We start from the raw sequence: 20,432 nt of genomic DNA on the forward strand, positions 1-20,432 counted from the left end.
CAGCCGCATCGCCGTGGTTTCCCGTACGAAACGGCAGCCGTGGCAAGGCTCTGCCGCCACACCAACCCGCTCTTGTTGATCATCCACGCTCAGCCATATTCCTCAACCGACGCCACCCATTGACCGACGCCCACCCAAGGGCACGCCCACCCGATCGAGGGAAATCGCCGCACCGTTAGTCGTATGTCCCGGCGGCTTGGCCGCGCCTGTGTCTGGACTGAGGAACGCAGGTCGCGAAGCGGCCGGAGTGACGAGGGAAGGCGCAGGCTGAGGGCGGCCAAGCCCGCCGTGCCGGAGGCGCGGCCATAGACACAGCCGCGCCTGTGTCTGGGCTGAGGAACGCAGGTCGCGGAGCGGCCGGAGCGACGAGGGAAGGCGCAGGCTGAGGGCGGCCGAGCCCGCCGATCCGGAGGATCGGCCATAAGCACGAAAACAATCACGCGGGTGTGCGGCCGCGGGGGCTGGACGCGCACACCCGCGTGATCGGTGGGTGGGGCAGTTGGCTTGTGGTGGTGCTAGAACATCGAGATGTGTACGTGGTCGTAGTGGTTGGCGGTGATGCCGCCGCGGTTGCCCATCAGGCGCCAGCCGGAGCCGTGGTTGATGCGCTGTCTCCAGATCACATACTTGACGCCTAGTTTGGTGCGGTTTTTCAGGGCCCAGTCGGAGATCTTGTTGCCGAGGGCGACGTTGGCGGCGGTGGGCATCGCGCCGCCGGAGCTCATCATGAAGTCGCAGGCCCGGCCGAGCGGGTGCTCGCCCATGTTGTCGACGCGGAAGCAGCCGACGGTGTAGTGCAGCTTGAACGCGTCCTTGATCTCCTCGCGCATCAGCCGGGTGCGCGGGGTGATGTTGTCGCTGCCGGTGGGCAGTTCCGGCGCCCAGCCGCCGTTGGACAGCTTGCCGGGGCCCATCGGGATGAGATCGTCGAGTTTGTCCTGGATCTCATCGATGAGCTGTTCGGCGTCCTTGCGCTGGCGTTCGATGTCCTCGCTCTGCTGCTTGATGTCCACGATGAGCTTCTTGGCGGCGGCCGCGGCGTCGCGGCGCTCTTTCTCCTTCTTCGCGAACTCCGTCATCTTGGCGGCCTTTTCGGCCTGGAGTTGCGCGGCCAGCGGGGAGAGCTGCATGCCGGGCATCAACATGCGGGGGTCGACGGTGGCCTGGTAGTTCAGCCCAGCGAGTTTGCCCACCTCGTGCTGGGCCGCCACATAGTCCGCCTCGGCCTTGACCAGCCGCGCGCGGGCCGCTTTCTCCGCGGTCCGCGCCTTCGCGAGATCCTCACGCGCGACGTGGTATTTGGCGATCAGCCCGTCGACCTTCTTCTCCAGGCTGGTGAGCTGCTTCTTCAGCTCACCCTCGGTGGGCTTGGGGGCCGCGGTGGCGACAGGTCCCAAGACCAGGGCGGCCGCGAGTGCGCCGACCGACACGAGGGCATGGTGGCGGAACGTGGGGGGCAGCGCCCGCTCCTCTCCATCTGCCGACCGGGTTAGCTGACGGGTTCGGGCGGGAGATAGCCCTGGCGCTCGCGCGCGTTCACCCCAGGTACCTTGGGTCCCCGGTTCCCGAGTGAGGCACTCGGGATTAGGCGTACCGGACGAGACATGTGATCTCAGGTGAGACCCGGGTGAATCGGCCGGTTGCAGTGGATAGTAATGGCAAAGGGAGGGGCTTGCCACCTAAAGTCGCGACCAATTAGAGATCAATCCGTAATCAGTCTGGTTGGTTTTCCTGATCTCGGAGCATGTCGGCGGCCTCCTCGGGGAGGATGTCGTTGACGAAGGCCCCCATCGCGGACTCCGATCCTGCCAGATACTTCAGCTTGCCGGGGGCTCGCCGGATACTGAACAGCTGCAGGTGCAGGTACGCCAGCTCGCGCCGCTCCGACACCGGCGCCTGATGCCAAGCCGCCACGTACGGCATCGTGACGCCGAACAGCCCGTCCAGGCGCCGCAGCACATCGGTGTACACCGGACCGAACGCCGCGCGCTCCGCCGGGTCCAGCGCGGGCAGATCGGGCACCTGGCGATGCGGGTAGAGGTGCACCTCGAACGGGTACCGCGCGGCGGCAGGCACGAACGCGGTCCAGTACGCGTTGGCGGCGATCACCCGGGGCCCGGCCCGTTCGGCGGCCAGCACGTCGGCGAACAGGTTGCCCCGATATCGCTCCGCGCTGTCCAGAATCTGCCGCGTCCGCGGCGTCACGTACGGATACCCGTAGATCTGCCCATGCGGATGCGGCAACGTGATCCCGATCTCCGCGCCCCGGTTCTCGAAGCAGAACACCTGCTCGACGCCCGGCAACGCCGACAATTCCGCGGTACGGTCCACCCAGGCCTCCATCACCAACTCGACCTGCTCGGGCGAGAGCGACGCGAAGGACGCCTGATGGTCGGGGGTGAAGCAGACGACCTCACAGCGGCCAAGGCCTGGCCGGACCTCGCTGAGACCGCCGACCGGCTCGTAGTCGTGGGCGCCGAAGCTGAACGAGGGAAAACGGTTCTCGAAGACGGCCACGTCATACCAGGACGGAACCTCCGAACCGGGGTGCGCGGGACAGAGCGGGCATTCCTCGGCGGCGGGAAGGTGTGTGCGGGTCTGCCGGTGGCGGGCGATGGTCACCCATTCATCCATCAACGGGTCATAACGCATCTCCGACGGGAGCGGACGCGGGGGGAGATCACGCTCATCTGGAGCGCTCCGGTCAGCGGCGTCGGAACGGTCGAAGTAGAACAATTCACGACCATCGGCGAGGTGGATGAGGGCCTTCTTCACAACGCCTCTCTTAGCGGGCTTCGTCCTGAGGCGGGGCAGAGGACGATCTTGTTCGCGGCGCTTGTTGGGAGGTTTCGTGTTGCGGCGAAGGGGACGATGGTCTTCTTCACAGCGCCTCTCTCAGAGGGCTTCGTCCTGAGGTGAGGTGGATAGCGGTCGGCTTTGGGGGGTTTTTTGCTGTGGCGAGGTGAATGAGGGGCTTCACGGTGCGTCTTTCTGGAGGCTTCGTCGTGAGGCGAGAGGGAGGGCGGCCTTCTTCATAGCGCCTCCTTCTGGGGGATCTCGTTCTGGGCGTTTCCGGCGACGATGAGTTCGCCGACCTGGTCGGCCAGTTCGGCTCTTGCCGGTTCGGGGAGGCCGGTGTCGGTGACCACGACGTGGGCCTGGTCCAGCCGGGCGATGCTGCTGATGCCTATCGTGCCCCACTTGGTGTGATCGGCGAGGACGACCAGTTGCTGGGCGGCGGCCACGAGTTCGCGGTCGGTCTCCGCTTCCAGCAGGTTCGGGGTGGTGAATCCGGCCCGCAGGCTCATCCCGTGCACGCCCAGGACCAGCACGTCCACGTTGAGGGAGCGGATGGCGGCTACGGCGACCGGGCCGACGAGGGCGTCGGACGGAGTCCGTACCCCGCCGACCAGGATGATCGTCTGGTCGGGGCGGCCGGCGCGGTGGAAGACGTCGGCGACCTGGAGGGAGTTGGTGATCACGGTCAGTTCGGGCACGTCGACCAGGTGGTGGGCGAAGGTCCAGGTGGTGGTTCCGGCGGAGAGGGCGACCGAGCTGCCGGGGCGGATCAGGTGGGCCGCGTGCCGGGCGATGGCCTCCTTCTCCTGCTGTTGCCGTACCGACTTGGCGGCGAAGCCCGGCTCTTCGGTGGAGCCGGGACCGGCGACGGTGGCCCCGCCGTGCACCTTCTCCAGGAGGCCGCGTTCGGCCAGAACCTCCAGGTCACGCCGGATCGTCATGTCGGAGACCCCGAGATCGCGGACCAGGTCGGCGACCCGCACGCCACCGGTCCTGCGAACCCGTTCGAGGATCGCCTGCTGCCGTTGCTGCGCCAGCATCACCCCTCCTATCAACAGATTTCAACAAATTATGGCACATCCAATGTTGAATCCTGATGACGGGCTTGAGGTCTTGTCGGGGTACGTCCTCCGGAGGAGAGTGTCGTCATATGTCACGACGAGCGAAAGGACTCACCCATGGGTAAGCGCCAGCGCAAGTCGAAGGCACGCAAGAAGAAGAAGGCCAACCACGGCAAGCGCCCCACCGGACGCTGACGCCGAGCGGCCACACGCGCGCGAACGCGGCTGAGCGCGGCACCCCAAGAGCTCTGCTGGACGTTGACAACCGAGCGGGGACAGGTACGCCCCGAACGCGGCGCCCTTCCCCGGACGTTAACAACCGATGGGGGACAGGAGCGCCTTGAACGCAGTGCCCCTCCCCGGACGTTGGCAACCGGGCGGGGACACGTGCGCCTCGAACGCGGCGCTCCTCTTGGGACACCTAACAGTGAGCGCTTAAGCGCGGCGGCCCCAAGCGGCCAGTAAACGGGTCTGGGGGTCGGCCTCGGCGGGTACCTCGGCGTGTTCTCCTATGACACCTGACTGCCGGTAGGCCTCCTCCGCACCCGCGAACCACGTCGCGCAGGCGTCGACCAGTTCCGGATCGAGCCGGTCGACGACGCCGATCGCCTGGGACAGGTCCCAGGTGTGGATGAGCGCGTCCGCGAACAGCTCGGTGATGTACTCCTCGCCGGGCACGTCCCCGAACGACAGGTGCACGACCCGGGTCAGCGCGCCCGCCGAGGCGGACGCCTGCACGGCCTCGTGCGCGGCCGTGTCGAACGCCTTGATCGGATCATCGCCCAGCAGGTCGCCGTCGAAGACGTCGCCGACCTCCCCGACGGTACGGCCCGCGAGCAGCTCCGGTGCCCACAGGCTCTCGTTCACGAGATGGTTGACCAGCGCGCGGACATTCCAGTCCACGCACGGCGTGATGACCTCCCACTGGTCGGCCCGAATAAGGTGGACGCGCTGACCGAAGGCATCGAGGGCCCGCCGGTAGGCGTCTCTGATGTCGATGCTCACCCTTCTGACGTTAACTCGTCGAAGCGTTCCCGTCATTTCCCTCCTGGACCACCATGGACGGCAGGCCCGAGCTGAGCTAGGCATGATCAGGGCGCCGTGCCCCCCGTCACGCTCATCGCCGTGCGGCGACATGATCACGAGAGCGCCCATCAAGATCAGGCTGGATCGATCCACCAGTGGGGGCGGCAACTCCCTGAACTCCCTATTTCCCCCGAACGATTCGTACACCCCGAAATGCCCAATAGTACTCGACAAACAGTCATTTCACAGTAAAGGAAATAAATAGCCCGCCATTTTTGTGTCAGAAATAATGAGATAGGCCCATTTATGTGCCTATCGTGAAGTGTCCCTCGATACGACTGGGAGGTAACTCGTGACCACCGCATCGCCCGGACGGATGCCGTCGACGCGCTCCAACTGGCTCGGCTTCGCCGGGATCATCGGCATCACGGTAGGACTCTTCAACATCATCGGCGGGCTCGTCGCGCTCTTCCGCAGCAGTTACTACAGCCATATCCTGCTCTGGAACTTCACCGCCTGGGGCGTGATCTGGCTGATCATCGGCATCCTCCAGCTGGCCGCCGGATTCGGGATCCTCGCCGGCAAGATGTGGGCACGCACCCTGGGAATCATCATGGCCGGGCTCGCCATGCTCGGCCAGTTCGCGTTCGCCGCGGCGTTCCCGCTCTGGTCGATCATCTCCATCGCGCTGAGCCTGTTCGTCATCTACGCGCTGGTCGTCCCACCTCGGGGCTCCGTAGCCTGACCCCCGGGAGGCGGATCTACGGCAGCCGCAGCTCCACCCAGACGATCTTGCCGGCCGGGGTCGGGCGAGTCCCCCAGCGGTAGGTCAGCCGCTTGATCAGCTGGAGGCCCCGCCCGGTGTCGTCCTCCGAGGTCGGGGAACGCACCGCGGGCGGGGTCGGGGAACCGTCGGACACCTCGCAGACCAGCGTCCGCCCGCGCCCGCGCAGCAGCCGCAGCTCGATCGGCGGCCAGCCATGCTTGAGCGCGTTGGTGACCAACTCGCTCACGATCAGCTCGGTGGTGTCCACCACACTGCCCAGCCCCCACGCGTTCAGCGTGGCCCGGACGAACCTGCGGGAATGCCCGACGAAACGAGGATCGGCGGGCAGCGCGCAGAACGCCGTCTCATCCGGGGCCAGCTCGTGCACCCGGGCCAGCAGCAACGCGATGTCGTCCCGCTCGTCCCCGGGCCGCTGGCTGCTGATCGTGACGTCGCACATCTCCTCAAGATCGCCGCGCTGGATCGACAGCAGCCGGCGCAGCGCGGTGATGCCCTCGTCGATGTCCCTGGCCCGGCTCTCCACCAGGCCGTCGGTGTAGAGGGCCAGCACGCTCCCGGCCGGGAGGATCATCTCCCGCATCTCCATCGGCTCGTTGCCGATGCCGAGCGGCAGGCAGGCGGGCAGCTCGATGATCTCGGTGGCGCCGTCGTCGTGGATCAGCACCGGCGGCATGTGCCCGGCCCGGGCGATCGCGCAGGAACGGGTGACCGGGTCGTACACCGCGTACACGCAGGTCGCGATCTGGGTCGGGTCCAGGTCCTGGCTCATCCGGCTCAGCCGGAACAGTAACTCGTCCGGGGGCAGGTCGAGGCTGGCCAGCGTGCGGGCGGCGGTGCGCAGCTGGCCCATGGTGGCCGCCGCCCTGGTGCCGTGGCCCATCACGTCGCCGACCACCAGCGCGGCCCGGCAGCCCGGCAGCGGGATCACGTCGAACCAGTCGCCGCCGACGCCCATCAGGTCGCTGGCCGGCAGGTAGCGGGTGGCGATGTCCATGCCCAGCGGCTGGTGCAGGTCGGCGGGGAGCAGGCTGCTCTGCAGGGTCAGCGCGGTCCGGCGTTCGCGGGTGTAGAGGCGGGCGTTGTCGACGCAGACGGCGGTCCTGGCGGCCAGCTCCTCGGCGACCGCGACGTCCTGCTCCTCGAACGCCTGGCCGCCCGGCCTGCGGGTGAACACCGCGCAGCCGAGCACCCGGCCCCGGGCGCGCAGCGGCACCGCCAGGAACGAGCCGCCGGAGAGCAGTTTGGTGACCACTTCGCGGTCCAGGCTGGCGCCGATCAGGCGCGCGGTCTCCTCGTCCAGCTCGGGATACATGATCGTCTTGCTGGTGGCCATGCACTGCGCGTGCGGCAGCGTGGCCGGGAACACCATCACCTCCCCGACGGGGAAGGCCTCCGTCCAGTCGTCGGAACTCTCCTCGGCCACGCCGAGGGCGACCCGCCGTACCAGCGCGGACCCGTCGGCCGCGCGGGAGGGGAACTCGCCGTCGATGACCAGCCGGTCCTGCACCATGATCGCGGCCGTGTCGGCGAAGCGCGGCACGGTGACGTCCATCAGTTCGCGGCCGGTCTCGGCGAGATCGAGCGTGCTGCCGATCCGGCGGCTGGCCTCATTGAGGAATGCCAGCCGCTCATGCGCGGAACTGGCACTCCGGCGCCGCCATTCGGCCCGGTCCCCGGGCACGGGGTCCTTGATCACGCTGTTCCGGTTCATCTCTCCAGAATGGTAATTAGGAGCTCCGACGCATTTCAGGCTTTTGCCAGACTGTACGGCTCCCGCACACGGCGGGAGCCGTATCTTGTCAGACCTTCGGCAATGTGGCCAGTGCCTGATCGATTCGTTCTTGCGTGAGAGCGAAGTCGTCCATCTCCCCGGCCAGATAACGGTCATAGGCCGCCAGATCAAAGTGCCCATGGCCGCACAACGCGGTCAGAATCACCTTCTCCTCGCCGCTCTCGCGGCACCGCACCGCCTCCGCGATCGTCTCGGCCAGCGCGTGCGTCGGTTCCGGGGCCGGGAGGATCCCCTCGGTACGGGCGAATCGCACCCCCGCCTCAAAACATTCCCGCTGGCCCATGGCGATGGCCTCGAACATGCCGAGCTCGTACATATGGGACAGCAGGGGTGCCATGCCGTGGTAGCGCAGGCCGCCCGCGTGGATCGGGTCGGGCACGAAGTCGTGGCCGAGCGTGTGCATCTTGAGGAGCGGGGTGAAGCCGGCGGTGTCGCCGAAGTCGTACGCGTAGGTGCCCCGGGTGAACGTCGGGCAGGCCGCGGGTTCGACGGCGCGGATGGTGGGGTTCATCCGGCCGGCGAGCTTCTCCCGGAAGAAGGGGAATGTCAGGCCCGCGAAGTTGGAGCCCCCGCCGGTGCAGCCGACGATGACGTCCGGGGTTTCGCCGAAGGCGGCAAGCTGCTCGATGGCCTCCTCGCCGATCACCGTCTGGTGGGTGAGGACATGGTTGAGGACCGAACCCAGGGCGTAGCGGGTGTCGTCGTGCTGTCCCGCGATCTCCACGGCCTCGCTGATCGCGATGCCGAGGCTGCCGGGGGAGTCGGGGAACTCGGCGAGGATCTTGTTGCCCGCGCTGGTGACGGGGGACGGGCTCGCGTGCACTTTCGCGCCGTAGACGCCCATCAGCGAGCGCCGGTACGGCTTCTGGTCGTAGGACGCGCGGACCATCCAGATTTCGCATTCCACGCCGTACTGGGCGCAGGCGAAGGCGAGGGCCGAGCCCCACTGTCCCGCGCCCGTCTCGGTGGTCAGGCGGCGCACGCCCTGCTTGGCGTTGTAGTACGCCTGCGGTACGGCGGTGTTCGGTTTGTGCGATCCGGCGGGGGAACCGCCTTCGTACTTGTAGTAGATCCGCGCCGGAGTTCCCAGGCTCTTCTCCAGCCGCCGGGCCCGGATCAGCGGCGTCGGCCGCCAGAGCCGGTAAACCTCCAGCACGCCCTCGGGAATCTGAATGAACCGATCCTGACTGACTTCCTGGGAAATCAGGTCCATGGGGAAAAGCGGGGCCAGATCATCCGGCCCTAGGGGTTGCAGCGTTCCGGGATGCAACGGCGGCGGCGGTGGCACCGGAAGATCGGCGACGATGTTGTACCAGTTACGTGGGATTCGCGACTCGTCGAGAAGAACCCTGGTGGGCTCGGCCATAAACGCCCTCCACAACGACGGGGAGTGATCCGACCCCTCCCAGTCTCCGCCTCCCCTCCCCATTTGCAATCTAGCCTTGGCGTTCTTCCTTCACCCGTTCGCGGACCAGGGGGACCACGTCCTCGGCGAAGCGGTGGAGTTGGGTGGACTGGTCGCCTTCGCCCCAGAAGATGAAGGAGTCCATGCCGTACGCGAGGGCGAGGTCGGTGAGTTCGTCGGCCCACTGGGAGGCGGGGCCGCGGAGGAAACCCTCGGAGGGGCCGTCGGTGATGGTGCCGTTGACGTTGTAGAGGCGGCGGATGTCGGAGGGGTCGCGGCCCGCTTTGGCGGCGGCGGTGTCGATGCGGTCGTGGAGTTCGGGGAGGCGGGACGGGGGCGCCCAGCCGGAGGAGGGGAGCCAGCCGTTGGCGGTTCTGCCGGTGAGAGCCAGGGCCCGGGGGCCTCCCGCGCCCAGCCAGATGCCGATGGGATGGGCGGGGACCGGGCCGGATTTGGCGCCGGTCAGGTGGTAGTGCTCGCCGGTGAAGCGCAGGTTGGGTTCGCCGCTCCAGATCTTTCTGATGACCTGTATCGCCTCGGTGAGCGCGTCGATGGCCTGTTTGGGGGTTCGGGGGGCGCCGCCGTACGCGGTGATGGCTTCCCAGAAGGCGCCCGCGCCCAGGCCGAGTTCGAAGCGCCCGCCGCTGAGCAGGTCGAGGCTGGCGGCGGATTTGGCCAGGACGGCGGGCGGGCGCAGGGGCAGGCATGCCACGTCCGGAAATACGGTGATTCGTTGGGTGGTGGCGGCGATCATGCTGAGCAGCGTCCAGGTGTCGACATATCGCCGCTGGTAGGGATGATCCTGGACGCCGATCAGGTCCAGGCCGAGACGTTCGGCGGTCTGCGCGGTCTCCAGCAGGGGGTCGTCCGCGTTGGGGACAAGGAAGTAGCCGAACTGCACGTCTCGCCCATAATCTGCCATGACCGCGAGAACCCCTTCGTCGCACGTATTGTTCCAGGCTCGATTGGCTGCCCTAGCTCTGGCCGCCCTCCGCCGCCCGGGACTGGTATTCGATGATGTCAGCCGGGGTGATGAGGCCGTCCTGGATGGCGCGGGCCAGCAGCGTGGTCTTGGTGGGCGCGGCCCGGCCGGTGCTCGCGTACTTGATGCGGGCCCGCTCGATGTACTGCTTGACCGTCGCCTCCGAAATGCCCATCCGGGTGGCGACCGACTGCTTGTTCATGCCCTGGAACCAGAGCAGGAGCGCTTCCCGCTCCCGGGCGGACAACATCGGGCGGGCCGTGCTGGCGTCGGCGACCACCAGAGCCCCCGCCATCGTGGGCGTGACGTAAGGCCGGTCCCACGCGACGGCGACAATGGTCTCCAGGCAGTGCTCGGCGCTCTCACCCTTCGTGATGAACGTGGCGGCACCCGCTTTGAGGACATTGAGCACGGTCTCCTCGTCCTCGTGCACCGAGTAGACCACCACCCGCCGCCCCTGCGCGCACAGCTCCGGAATCCGCCCGATCATGAGAACCCCGTTGAGCTCCAGATCGAGCAGGATCACATCCGCGTCCGCGCCAGCCCCATCGAGTACGGCCTCGAGCGTGTCCCCACTCGCGATGATCTCGACGCGTTTCTGCGGATCCGCGGCAACCCAGGAACGCACGCCCGCGAGCACTACCGGCAGGTCCTCGACCACGGCCAGCTTCACGGGGCGGTCCAGCCGCTCTCGATCCACAGCAGTCCTCCTTCGACCTGCGTCGCGACCTGTACGCCATCGGGTGCGGGCAACGCGAACTCCTCGGCGTCCGACAGCACGCTGATGATCACCTGGTTCGCTGTGGCGACCAATGTTACGCGTGCTTGGGTGCGGGCTCGGGCCAGGGCTTCCAAGGGGGCTTCGATCAGCGCTTGCCGTACCTCCAAGGGGATGGGCGGCACGGTTCCGGCGGTGAGCAGGTGGACGACGACGCCGCGCTTCTCGATGTCGAAGACGCACGCGCGCAGCGTGTGCAGCAGCGGGTTGGGCGCGTCGTCGGTTTCGGCGATCAGGCGGCGCAGCCGGGCGGCGGCGATCGCGCAGGCGTGCCGTACGTCCGGATCGCTGGGGTTCGCGCCCTCGGCCAGGCGGGTCAGTACGGGCGCGGCCGCCTGCCGGGCTTGGGCATACCGTCGCAAACGGTCGGCGTGCACCTGTTCGGCGGCGCGCTGGGTGGCTTCCGCTCGCGCCAGGGTGCGTGAATTGTCGGCGGCCCAGCGAGCGGCCAGGTCGAAGCCGTGCGCCCCGGCGCTGGCCCCCGCCTGGAGCACCATGCTGCCGAACAGGACCACCAGGAACTTGCCTATCCAGACCTGGTCAAGCGAGTCCGCCACCGCCATTCCGGCCAGCATCACCAGGGCGTTGGCCAGGAAGAACACACCAAGATCTCTCGGCCAGGTCAGCCTGGGCCAGAACAGGATGAGGGCCAGCCATCCCACCGAGCCCCAGCTCCAGTTCGCGGCTGTCATCACCGCCTCCGGACGGCACGCGATGATCACCGCCGCGTCCGCCACGAGTGCCAGCACCGCTGCCGCCCATGGCCCGAATGGGAGTTTCCTTCCGGGATTGAGCAGAACCACCGAAGCGGCCACGCCGATGACGGTATAGACGATCCAGGCGGCCACGGCCAGCAGGGGCCAGCGGTAGGAGGACCAGCCGATGATGGTGGAGGGGAGGTCCGAGCCCAGATGCCAGGCGGCGACGATGGTCACGGCGGCACGCGTGCTGGCCAGCGAGTACCGCTGCGCGACAAGAAGCTCCGGATCAGTGACGGTCATGGCGACCAGCGAAGGTCTACGCGGGTGCCCTGCAAGTCGGAGGTGACGACCGCTGTGCCGCCTACCGCCTCCAGGCGCTCGATGATCGAGATGCGGATGCCGTAACGGTGGTCGGGGACCGAGGCGCGGTCGAAGCCGGTTCCATGGTCGACGATCTCGATCCGTACCTGCCCGTCGTCGGTGGTCAGGCTCACCTCCGCCGTGTCAGTACGGGCATGCCGGAGCACGTTGGCCAAAGCCTCGGCCACAGCTTCCGCGAACGCGTCGGCGACGAACCAGGGAACCGCGCAGGGGGAGAGCTGCTCCTTGACTTTGAGTCCGGCGCGGGCGGTCACCGCGTGGACACGCTGATCCAGGGCGACGAACGCGGTGCGCGGCTCGGTGGTCTGGGCGATTCGCTCGAGTTCCACCAGCTGGCCCGCCGCCGTCTCGCGAAGCATGGGGGAGGTGGCGCGGATGCCGCCCGCACCGATGACCATCAGGGTGGCCAGGAAGCTGCCGTGCATGCGGCTGTTCTGCAGGCGCTCGTCGTTCCGGCGCTCCTGCTCGACGGTGGCGCGCTGCTCGAAGTCGCGAAGCTGGGAGAGTTGCTTGTCCGCGGCGCGGGCCGCGCTTCTGAGCAGCGTGGCCAGCACCGCCGTGGCGCCGATCTGCACGATGTTGATCCCGGCGGCCGTGTACCCGCCGTCTGCCACTCCCGCCGCCTGCGCTCCCACCAGATGAGCCACCGCGACCACCAGCCCGCCCAGGACGGCCGCGAGCGGAGGCCACGCCAGACTCACGACGACAATGGTCATGGTGACCACGCCGGCGATCCAGCTGGCACCGCCGGCCAGGAGTTCCGCCGCCACCAGACGGTCCTGCAGCAGGCATAACACGGTGGTGAGCAGGATCTCGCCGGTCACCAGCCAGACGGCGAGCCCCCACCGCCACGCGAGCCACGCGAACAACCCCGTCCAGACAAAGGTGATCGCGACCGCGGGAAGCAGCCATTCCGTCGCCACCGGAGAGGCGATGCTCAGCAGGCCCGCGATCCCCGCCACGAAGCCGGTGATGCCGCGCATGCCGGAAGCGCACCGCGCGGTCACCCGATTCAGCGCGACCCACGCCGGGGCTCGGCCCTGAGGGCCAAGCAACCGAACACCCTGTGCCATCAGAGACTCACTCACCGACGTCACGACAGTTTGCGACGTCCGAGTGTAAAGCCTCCCCCAGCCAAGCATGAGACCGTATCCGGCTGTATTGCCGCAATCGCAACAGGCGAATGTCAGCTGAAAAGCCGTCATCGCAGATCAGGCGGCACCCCTTCTAATAAAGACGACCACCCAGGATCCAGGCACGGTTCGCCGTGGGCGCGGACCACCCGCTGACCCAGCGCACCCGCTTCCGCCCGCGATAGGAGGCCCGGCATGCACGTAACGGAAAGCGACATCCGCGCGACCATCGCCTCAGCCCGCGTCACCGACCCCAGAATCGCCGCCCAGTTCGACGACAGGGTCGACCGCGGCGACATCAGCGCCCTCACCAACATGATCAGCAGCCTGGTCCGCGTCTTCCTCGGCACCACCAAGAGCGTCGACCACGAGACCGCGTCCCGCGTGGCCCGCTCCTTCCTCCGCTAACCGGAACGGCCACGCTGATCGTTGCCTGAGCCGAGCCTCGGTCATGTGGTCAGCTCGGCGCCTACTGGGCTTGATCCGGTTTGACGGACGTCGACATCCTCAAGCGGGCCACGGCTTTCTTCGTGAGGCGTTCATCGAGGCGGAGAAGCAGGGCGGTCACAACGTCAAACGGGCGTGTGACCCGCTGGGAGTCTCCCGTGCCGCCTTCTGCGCCCGCCGAAACCCTGCTCCCGCGCCGTCCGCGATATGGAGCTGAGCGAGCGCATCGGCCGGGCGCACCGTTCCTCACGCTGGTCGGCACCTGGACGACGATCGGCGGCGCGACCGGCACGGTCACCTACCGGTGGCTGGAGGGCGCACCTGCGGCGGGTGGCCTATGTCAGCGGTAGCCCGTTACGTCGGCGGGGAGGCCTGGGTCCTGGACTTCGACGAGGTAGCGCCAGGCGTCGGGTTGGCTGCCGTCGAGGTCGGTGAAACCGTACACCTGGGCCAGTTGGCCGCTGGAGAGGGACTGGCCGTTCCAGCGGGAGACGGCGGGGTCGGCGGCGAGGGCGGTGACCGCCCGGCCGACGTAGGACGGGGTTTCGGAGATGGCGAAGTGGGGTTGGAGCTTGAGAGCGTCCTGCCAGGTCGCCTCGGTGACGCCGAAGAGGTCCAGCATCAGTTCTGAGCGCAGCCAGCCGGGAGTCAAAACCACGGCGGTTGATCCGTGCGGGGCGAGTTCCTTGGACTGGGCGAAGGCCATGCGGATGACCGAGCTTTTGGCCAGGTCGTAGAAGAAGGAGATTCGGTAGTTCTTGGTGTTGTAGTCGGCGGTGCCGTCGGTCACCTCGATGACCAGGCCACCCGGGTTCTTGATGAGCAGGGGGAGCGCGTGGTGGCTGGTGATGATGTGGGTGTCGATGGCCAGGCGCAGGATGCGCAGGCCCTTGTCCAGGGAGTGCTCCCAGAGGGGCTGGTCCCAGCTGAACATCTGTTCGCCGCCCCAGATGTTGTTGACCAAGATGTCGAGGCGGCCCTGTTCCGCGTCGATGCGTTCGACCAGGGCCCGCACCTGATCGGAATCCAGATGGTCCACTTGAACCGGGATGCCCTGCCCGCCGGCGGCGGTGACCAACTCGGCCGTTTCCTCGATGGTCTCCGGACGATCGATTTCGGAACGCTGGCTTCGGGTGCTGCGGCCGGTCACATAGACCACCGCTCCCGCCGCGCCCAGCTCTACCGCGATACCCCGACCGGCGCCGCGAGTAGCTCCAGCGACCAGCGCGACCTTTCCCGCCAGTGGCTTACTCATAGAAGTCCCCTTATGCGATGGTGATGAGGAATGACGGCGAACCCGCTGGTCAGAGGCTTGTTCGGCCGAGGAGTTCCTTGGTGTAGCGGTGGGTGGGGACGATGACGGATCCGCTGGCGGTTGAGGCGGCGTATTCGAAGGTGCCTTCGTCGGTCCAGTCGTTGCGCTCGTAGAACCTTCGTGCTCGCGGGTTCCCGGCGACCACGGCCAGCCAGGCTTTTCGGTGACCGTTCGACACCACGAGCCGTTCGGCTTCGGCCAGGAGGATGGTGGCCACGCTGGTTCCGCGATGCTCTTTCGACACGTAGACCTGTTCGACCTCGTCCCCGACCACCATGACGAAACCCGCCACCACCCCGTTGACCGTCGCGACCGTGGTGTCGTCCACCCGTTGCGACGCACGCACCCCGAAAGACTCCTCGGTGCGCACGGCGAGGAGCTCATCAGGAACATGTCCTAAATGCGCGTCTCGCCACCTGTCGATCCAGATCTTCGCCACCGCCTCCGCGTCCACCCAGGTCGCGGGACGCACGGTCACGGCCCCATCGTCACTCAACACGTCGCCCACCCTAGCCACGGGGTCCGACAGAATCGCCCCACCGCCCGCTGGCCATGGGGGCCACGCGACGTGGAGACTAATGCGATGGTCAAGACTCTGTGCCCCAAGGACTACGCCGAAGCGCTCTATGTCGGACACTTCTTCCGCACCGGCGTCCCCGTGGTGATGGACCTCAGCCGGCTAGCGGACAGCGAGGCCAGGCAGTTCGTGGATTTCGCGGCCGGTCTGGTGTTCGGCCGGGGCGGCGACATGGACCGCCTGTCGCCCAAGGTATTCCTGCTAATGCCTTACGGCAGAAGCAACCGCCCCTCGGCTCCCGCCGAACCGTCGCGGTGACTTTCACGTGGCCCGAGTTCCGCGAACCCACGGCGATTGACGCGGGAGCATCCTGGACGGCGACATTCGAGAGTTACGACCAACGCCATGACGACGTCTATTACGTGGTGACCAGGCTCGAGGGAGCGCGTGAAGCCGCCCGGTTCATTGTGCTGGTCGGCTTGCACTGGGCCGGCGACGATTGGCGCGGGCCCGAGTTCGTCCAGCGTTTGCGTCAGGACATCCACGATGCCGCCGTCGCGGGTCGTACGAACACGAGCTATCTCGGCAAGATGAGCTGACCAGCAGGCGAAGACACGTCGAGTTCCCGACCGGCGCGCTGTCCGAACTCGGGTGATCTCGCGACGACTCCACCGTACGCCGCCTGGCCCTGCGCCAGGCACTCGGCAAGCTGACCCCGCGCCGGTACTCGTCCTGCGCTGCTACGAGATCCGCGATCGTCCATGGTGGTCGGGTAGAGCTGTACATCCTCGCGAGTGACCATGAAGGTGGGTGCATGACCAGTCTGTACTCGCACGCAGGTGGCGACGAAGCGTTGCACAGGCTCGAAGAGATCTTCTACGTGAAGGTCCTCGACGATCCCCTGCTGAAGAAGCTGTTTCCGGAACGTCGCGCGACTCATGTCGACCACCTGACCTGGTTCACGGCCGAGTCCTTCGGCGGCCCCGACCGTTTCACCCGCGAACTGGGCTTCGATTACCTCATCCAGGTGCATCGCCACCTCGACATCTCCGACGAGCAGCGCGAGCGCTTCGTGGAGCTGTATCTGGAGGCCCTCGACGAGGCCGGACTGCCCGACGACGAGCCGTTCCGCGAGGCGGTGCGCGAACATCTGGAGTTCGGCTCACGCGTGGCCCAGCAGAATTCCCGCGCAACCACCGACGAGGAACTCCACCCACTGCGCGACGTCCCGCTTTGGACATGGAATGAGCCTGATCAGTCCGACTCGTAGTGATTAGCAATCGGCAGGAACGGGAGGTTGTGCCGCGTCATGAGTGAGCAACCTGATAGCGCGCTGAAGGTTCGTGCGGTGCTTCACGAGTGGTACGGGGTACTGCAGGTAAGCGGTGACTTCTGTGGAGATGCCCGTCTCGGAGTTCGCCTTCGAGATGAGATGGTGGGCTTGCTCTTGCCTGACCCGCCGCATCTGGTCCTCGACTTGAAGGGCGTTGCTTCTTGGGACGATTTGGCGATCGGGGCCGTCCTCTCGACTGCCAAGCGGGTCATGACGAACGGCGGCCGCTTCGTCGTGGCGGGGGCTCCCGCTGGCTTGCTGGCCCACTTCCGGAGGATTGGGCTAGACCGGATGATCCAGTGTCACGAGACCGTTGATCAGGCTGTGGAGGAGTTGGGGTCTGGTCGCTGAGCGCTGGTGGGCTGCGCCGGTCTAGCATGGCGCGCGGCGCGTCAGATCCCCGGGCGAAACGCACCTTCGCCTTCAGATCAGCTGGTTATGGAGCCGGGCTCTTGCTCGCATGATTGTCCCGGACTTGAGGCTCCCACCTGAGGCGTACAAGGCGGCGAAGCAGGTGATAGCCGCCGGTAACGATCATGGCGGCGATCAGGCAGGCGCAGAACAGCATGCCCGCGAGCAGAAGCAGCGAGCCGATGACTTCGATGCCGAGCCCGAAGAGGATTTCCCCTATTCCGTCGGACACGCTGCTCCTCGTCATGCGAGTGATCGGTGTCGTGAGCGTAGCCCGTTTCGTTGCACGTGTGTTGAGCGGTGGGGCCGGAACACCGGAACCTCCTCGTCAACAACCGCACCGGCAGTTCTGGATCGGCGTTCAAAGGCCGCCTCCGGGAAGGCGGCCTTTGAGACGTGACGCAGGGTGCCGAGGGTCAGAACTGGTGCGGTGCCCGCGTCGCCGGGGCGATCTGGTCGGCGGTTCGCGGGTGGGCTAGAAGCCGGGAGCCCAGAGGGCCCAGCCGGTGCCCGATTGGTAACAGGTGTACCAGGGCCAGACAGTCCCGAGGCCGCGCTGCCCGAAGGCTTCACAGGAGGCGCTGCTGGGGTAGATGCCGACGACGCCGGCGTTGGCAGGGGAGGCGGCGATGCCGCCGATGGCGGTCAGACTGAGGGTGATGACCGCCAGCCGGAGAGAAATTCTTCGCATGAGGATCCTTTCACCTGCGAATAAGCGGAAAACTTTAAGGAAAGTTTACTAATAGATTTGCTCTCGATCAAGGCTTGCCAGACCGCCGAGATCGTGCCTGTCGCATGCGGACGAAAGAAATGCGTCGCGGACGGGGATCGGCTGGAACTCGTCCGGTGGACTACGCCTCGCGGGCTCGCCGGTCACGCGAGATCGCTGACACTACGCCGCAGGCTCATCGCTACGCCGCAGGCTCATCGCTACGCCGCAGGCTCATCGGGACGCAGGGTCAGCAGCATCGGGACGCAGGGTCATCGGGACGCCGCAGGCTACAGGCTCATCGCGACGATGCAGGCTCATCGTGACGATGCAGGATCCGCGACGACGCGGGATCGCGGCGTGCCGCCACAAGGCCCCTCGGGGGTCTATCAGCAGGCCGTGAGAGACATACGAACGAGCAACGGGCACGACCCCAACCCGCATTAGCAGCTCGGGTTTTGGCCGTCCCGATCGGTTCCATGTGGATCAAGACGGGCGGCCAGTTCGCCTGGAACGGGATGGTACGGCCGTGAACCGCACCCGAAACTGCAACCGAGGCCGTTTGGACACGCTCATGATCAACGCGCGTGAGATACATGAGGCGCGATCAAGGGTTGCCTCTCCACCATGTGTCGAATTGGAGGACGGGCGGGTCCATGAGTTCTTTGAGCTGCTTTGCCCTGTTCACGCAGTCGGAGCAGACGTGTTCCTTGACCGATCTGGCGGCGGCTTCCGGTGTCGGCTCACGGAAATTACCTGACAATGTCATGCCTAGCGGGAGATTAGTCTCGGGGTCCATCATGACCGTCATGACACTCGCAGGGGTGAAGCTGAAGGTGCGCTTGCACATGTAACATCTGCCGATTGTCGTGATCTGCTCGTCTGCCATAAAGCGTCTGCCCTCCTCCATCGCACCGTACAACTTCCGGCCGGGTAGCGGGCCACCTCGTGTGTTGGCGGCTCCTGCCACTTCTCCGCCTGTCTGATCTCTCGCCGGAACGATCAGGACGTCCGGCTCAGCCACCTGCGAACCTCGGCCCCGGAGATCTTCGGGAGCTGCTGTCGGGCTGCCGGAGCTCCACTTTCACGACCTTCGGCACGTCGGGAACACTCTTGCGGCTGCCAGTGGACCTCAAGGAGTTGATGACCCGGATGGGCCGCTCGTCTTCCCGGGCCGGCACTGATCTACCGCCATGCCACCCAGGATCAGGTGATCGCTCAAGCGCCCGGGCGAGCGCTCAAGGATGCTCGAGGGAATGCGTGATGTGGCACGCATGTGGCACGGAAGATCGACAACGACAGGTGAAGATCACAAAGGCCAGGTATCCCACGCGGGATGACCTGGCCTTTTGTCGTTGGAGCGGACGACGGGAATCGAACCCGCGTAGCCAGTTTGGAAGACTGGGGCTCTACCATTGAGCTACATCCGCGCGAACCGGGTGTCAGCCGGTCGTCAAGACGTAAGCGTACCGGAGATCCGGCACGGGCAGCGCATCGACTGGCGGCAGGTCAGGCCTTCGCTTCGCCGGGTGTGTTGGGGCTTCGGGCTGACGTGTCTCACAAGAATCGGGTTACACGTCCGATCGTGAATCGGCCCGGGACGATGAATGTGCCGATCTAGCTGCAGCATCTCCTTGCTGGCCGGGGTGGCCTCCAGCTGAGAGCGAGTGGGTTCGCCCGGCGGTTGGAGAGCCGTATTGTCGGGGATCAACGTCAATCGTTTGGTTTGACGGCTTTGTCCCGTGGCCGTCGGCACGGACGGGGCGCTGTTGAATCCGACTCCACACCGGACCCCAGCAGGGTCACGTGGCGGTGCCTGCGCCGGCTACACGACGGCGGCGTCGCTGATGGCATCAAGTTCCTGTTGCCGGTTGCATTGGCTGGGAGCCGACTTAGCCTTGGGTGAACTCGGAGGTTCTTATGCCCGGCTGGAACGTCTCGCTCAGATCTGATCTCGCAGGGAAACGTGCGATCGTCACCGGCGGGAACGCGGGTCTGGGTTTCGAGGTGGCTCTCCAGTTCGCCGGTTTCGGCATGAGTGTGGTCCTGGCCTGCCGGGACGCGGTCCGCGCGGAATCGGCCGCCGACGAGATCAGGGCCCGGCAGCCGGGGGCGCGGGTCGAGGTGGGCGTGCTGGACGTCGCCGATCTGGCCTCGGTGCGGGAATTCGCCGCCGCGTACGGATCCGAACCGGTCGACATTCTGGTGAACAACGCGGGCGTGATGGCGATACCGCGGGCGACCAGCCCGGATGGTTTCGAACTGCAGCTGGCGAGCAATCATCTGGGCCATTTCGCGCTGACCGGGTTACTGTTGCCCGCTCTGCTGGCCCGCGAGGGTGCCCGGGTCGTGGCGGTGACGAGTTCGGTGGCACGGATAGGGCGCATCGATTTCGACGACCTGCAAGGGAAACGCCGCTACTCCCCATGGGGCGCCTACGGTCAGTCGAAACTGGCCAATCTGCTGTTCGCTCGGGAACTCGACCGCCGGGTTCCGGGTGTGCTGGGAGTCGCCGCCCATCCGGGCTATGCCCGTACCGGCCTGCAATTACGGTCGGCGACGGAGAACTCGAGCCGCGTGATGGCGGCGGCATACCGGATCGGAAACCTGCTCATCGCCCAGTCGGCGCGGGAGGGCGCATTGCCGTTGCTGTACGCGGCGACCGCCGAACACGTGGTCGGCGGCACACTGTACGGACCCCGCGGGCTCGGGCAGATGCGCGGCAGACCGTCCCGCGTCTCGATGGCTTTACGCGACGGCGGGGCCGACACCGCGGCCCGGCTCTGGGCGGTCTCGGCGGATCTGACCGGCGTGAACTATCCCGATAAAGCGTGAGGAGCCCCCGTAAGGGCTCC

Annotated in this window: 24 protein-coding genes, 1 tRNA gene and 1 riboswitch; of the genes, 9 read left to right on the forward strand and 16 right to left on the reverse strand. The window is 66.7% G+C overall.

Translation table 11 applies throughout. From position 1 onward, the window contains the following. Positions 1–515: 515 nt before the first annotated feature. The 3 genes from Aple_RS47685 to Aple_RS47695 all read right to left on the reverse strand — a co-directional run bounded on the left by Aple_RS47685 (position 516) and on the right by Aple_RS47695 (position 3,839). Complete coding sequence (locus Aple_RS47685) at positions 516–1,430, reverse strand: coiled-coil domain-containing protein (RefSeq protein WP_246265468.1); 915 nt, start codon at positions 1,428–1,430, stop codon at positions 516–518. A 34-nt stretch (positions 1,431–1,464) separates the two neighbouring features. Further along, positions 1,465–1,601, reverse strand: a riboswitch (cyclic di-AMP (ydaO/yuaA leader). 112 nt (positions 1,602–1,713) lie between these two features. Next, entirely contained in the window at positions 1,714–2,775 is a 1,062-nt protein-coding gene (gene galT, locus Aple_RS47690; RefSeq protein WP_155351419.1) for a galactose-1-phosphate uridylyltransferase, read from the reverse strand. Between the two features lie 257 nt (positions 2,776–3,032). Next, complete coding sequence (locus Aple_RS47695; protein WP_155351420.1) at positions 3,033–3,839, reverse strand: DeoR/GlpR family DNA-binding transcription regulator; 807 nt, start codon at positions 3,837–3,839, stop codon at positions 3,033–3,035. Positions 3,840–3,977: 138 nt separating this feature from the next. On the opposite strand from Aple_RS47695, the gene Aple_RS56575 reads away from it, so the two are divergent. Continuing rightward, on the forward strand, positions 3,978–4,055 hold the full coding sequence (locus tag Aple_RS56575; RefSeq protein WP_373315687.1) for a 50S ribosomal protein bL37: 78 nt from the start codon (positions 3,978–3,980) through the stop codon (positions 4,053–4,055). 240 nt (positions 4,056–4,295) lie between these two features. Here Aple_RS56575 and Aple_RS47700 read toward each other — a convergent pair whose 3' ends face one another. Next, positions 4,296–4,865 carry a TIGR03086 family metal-binding protein gene (locus Aple_RS47700; protein WP_155351421.1) on the reverse strand — a complete coding sequence of 190 codons (570 nt, stop codon included), beginning with the start codon at positions 4,863–4,865 and terminating at the stop codon, positions 4,296–4,298. 373 nt (positions 4,866–5,238) lie between these two features. Between Aple_RS47700 and Aple_RS47705 the strand changes: the two genes are divergently transcribed. Next, a complete protein-coding gene (locus Aple_RS47705; RefSeq protein WP_218038891.1) occupies positions 5,239–5,631 on the forward strand; it encodes a DUF7144 family membrane protein in 393 nt (130 codons plus the stop codon). Positions 5,632–5,647: 16 nt separating this feature from the next. Here the strand turns inward: Aple_RS47705 and Aple_RS47710 are convergent, their stop codons facing one another. The 6 genes from Aple_RS47710 to Aple_RS47735 form a co-directional block, all read right to left on the reverse strand. Further along, the gene (locus tag Aple_RS47710; protein ID WP_155351422.1) at positions 5,648–7,384 is read right to left on the reverse strand and encodes an ATP-binding SpoIIE family protein phosphatase; all 1,737 of its coding nucleotides are present in this window, start codon (positions 7,382–7,384) and stop codon (positions 5,648–5,650) included. An 88-nt stretch (positions 7,385–7,472) separates the two neighbouring features. Next, a complete protein-coding gene (locus Aple_RS47715; protein ID WP_155351423.1) occupies positions 7,473–8,831 on the reverse strand; it encodes a TrpB-like pyridoxal phosphate-dependent enzyme in 1,359 nt (452 codons plus the stop codon). A gap of 70 nt (positions 8,832–8,901) precedes the next feature. Next, the gene (locus Aple_RS47720; RefSeq protein WP_155351424.1) at positions 8,902–9,792 is read right to left on the reverse strand and encodes an LLM class flavin-dependent oxidoreductase; all 891 of its coding nucleotides are present in this window, start codon (positions 9,790–9,792) and stop codon (positions 8,902–8,904) included. A 52-nt stretch (positions 9,793–9,844) separates the two neighbouring features. Next, on the reverse strand, positions 9,845–10,552 hold the full coding sequence (locus tag Aple_RS47725; protein ID WP_246265471.1) for a response regulator: 708 nt from the start codon (positions 10,550–10,552) through the stop codon (positions 9,845–9,847). Further along, on the reverse strand, positions 10,522–11,631 hold the full coding sequence (locus tag Aple_RS47730) for a hypothetical protein (RefSeq protein ID WP_155351425.1): 1,110 nt from the start codon (positions 11,629–11,631) through the stop codon (positions 10,522–10,524). The genes Aple_RS47725 and Aple_RS47730 overlap by 31 nt, the downstream gene beginning before the upstream one ends. Beyond that, positions 11,628–12,800: a sensor histidine kinase gene (locus Aple_RS47735; RefSeq protein ID WP_170322031.1), complete on the reverse strand. Its 1,173-nt coding sequence runs from the start codon at positions 12,798–12,800 to the stop codon at positions 11,628–11,630. Before Aple_RS47735 ends, Aple_RS47730 begins: the two co-directional genes overlap by 4 nt. A gap of 240 nt (positions 12,801–13,040) precedes the next feature. Between Aple_RS47735 and Aple_RS47740 the strand changes: the two genes are divergently transcribed. Both Aple_RS47740 and Aple_RS47745 read left to right on the forward strand, forming a co-directional pair. Next, positions 13,041–13,253 carry a hypothetical protein gene (locus tag Aple_RS47740; RefSeq protein ID WP_155351427.1) on the forward strand — a complete coding sequence of 71 codons (213 nt, stop codon included), beginning with the start codon at positions 13,041–13,043 and terminating at the stop codon, positions 13,251–13,253. Between the two features lie 197 nt (positions 13,254–13,450). After that, positions 13,451–13,642 carry a hypothetical protein gene (locus tag Aple_RS47745; protein WP_155351428.1) on the forward strand — a complete coding sequence of 64 codons (192 nt, stop codon included), beginning with the start codon at positions 13,451–13,453 and terminating at the stop codon, positions 13,640–13,642. Here the strand turns inward: Aple_RS47745 and Aple_RS47750 are convergent. Then, complete coding sequence (locus Aple_RS47750) at positions 13,633–14,547, reverse strand: SDR family oxidoreductase (protein ID WP_155351429.1); 915 nt, start codon at positions 14,545–14,547, stop codon at positions 13,633–13,635. The two genes, Aple_RS47745 and Aple_RS47750, sit on opposite strands and share 10 nt — an antisense overlap. Positions 14,548–14,596: 49 nt before the next feature. Continuing rightward, positions 14,597–15,085, reverse strand: coding sequence for a GNAT family N-acetyltransferase (locus Aple_RS47755; RefSeq protein ID WP_155351430.1), 489 nt, complete (start codon positions 15,083–15,085; stop codon positions 14,597–14,599). 105 nt (positions 15,086–15,190) lie between these two features. Here Aple_RS47755 and Aple_RS52640 point away from each other — a divergent pair, with 105 nt between their 5' ends. The 4 genes from Aple_RS52640 (at position 15,191) to Aple_RS47775 (ending at position 16,808) form a co-directional block, all read left to right on the forward strand. Further along, on the forward strand, positions 15,191–15,442 hold the full coding sequence (locus Aple_RS52640) for a cell division protein SepF (RefSeq protein WP_170322032.1): 252 nt from the start codon (positions 15,191–15,193) through the stop codon (positions 15,440–15,442). After that, positions 15,439–15,723, forward strand: a complete 285-nt coding sequence (locus tag Aple_RS47765) for a hypothetical protein (protein ID WP_155351432.1) — start codon at positions 15,439–15,441, stop codon at positions 15,721–15,723. Before Aple_RS52640 ends, Aple_RS47765 begins: the two co-directional genes overlap by 4 nt. 215 nt (positions 15,724–15,938) lie before the next feature. Then, on the forward strand, positions 15,939–16,394 hold the full coding sequence (locus Aple_RS47770; protein WP_155351433.1) for a group II truncated hemoglobin: 456 nt from the start codon (positions 15,939–15,941) through the stop codon (positions 16,392–16,394). Positions 16,395–16,433: 39 nt separating this feature from the next. Next, positions 16,434–16,808, forward strand: a complete 375-nt coding sequence (locus Aple_RS47775) for an STAS domain-containing protein (protein WP_155351434.1) — start codon at positions 16,434–16,436, stop codon at positions 16,806–16,808. Positions 16,809–16,893: 85 nt separating this feature from the next. On the opposite strand, the gene Aple_RS47780 is transcribed toward Aple_RS47775, so the two are convergent. The 4 genes from Aple_RS47780 to Aple_RS47795 all read right to left on the reverse strand — a co-directional run bounded on the left by Aple_RS47780 (position 16,894) and on the right by Aple_RS47795 (position 19,007). Next, a complete protein-coding gene (locus Aple_RS47780; protein ID WP_155351435.1) occupies positions 16,894–17,100 on the reverse strand; it encodes a hypothetical protein in 207 nt (68 codons plus the stop codon). Positions 17,101–17,343: 243 nt separating this feature from the next. Beyond that, complete coding sequence (locus tag Aple_RS47785) at positions 17,344–17,559, reverse strand: hypothetical protein (protein ID WP_155351436.1); 216 nt, start codon at positions 17,557–17,559, stop codon at positions 17,344–17,346. Positions 17,560–18,184: 625 nt separating this feature from the next. Then, on the reverse strand, positions 18,185–18,601 hold the full coding sequence (locus Aple_RS47790) for a hypothetical protein (RefSeq protein WP_155351437.1): 417 nt from the start codon (positions 18,599–18,601) through the stop codon (positions 18,185–18,187). Between the two features lie 332 nt (positions 18,602–18,933). Beyond that, positions 18,934–19,007, reverse strand: a tRNA-Gly gene (locus tag Aple_RS47795). 490 nt (positions 19,008–19,497) lie between these two features. On the opposite strand from Aple_RS47795, the gene Aple_RS47800 reads away from it, so the two are divergent. Next, positions 19,498–20,412 carry an oxidoreductase gene (locus Aple_RS47800; RefSeq protein ID WP_155351438.1) on the forward strand — a complete coding sequence of 305 codons (915 nt, stop codon included), beginning with the start codon at positions 19,498–19,500 and terminating at the stop codon, positions 20,410–20,412. Positions 20,413–20,432: the final 20 nt, after the last annotated feature.

This window comes from Acrocarpospora pleiomorpha (assembly GCF_009687885.1).
Lineage (GTDB): Bacteria > Actinomycetota > Actinomycetes > Streptosporangiales > Streptosporangiaceae > Acrocarpospora > Acrocarpospora pleiomorpha.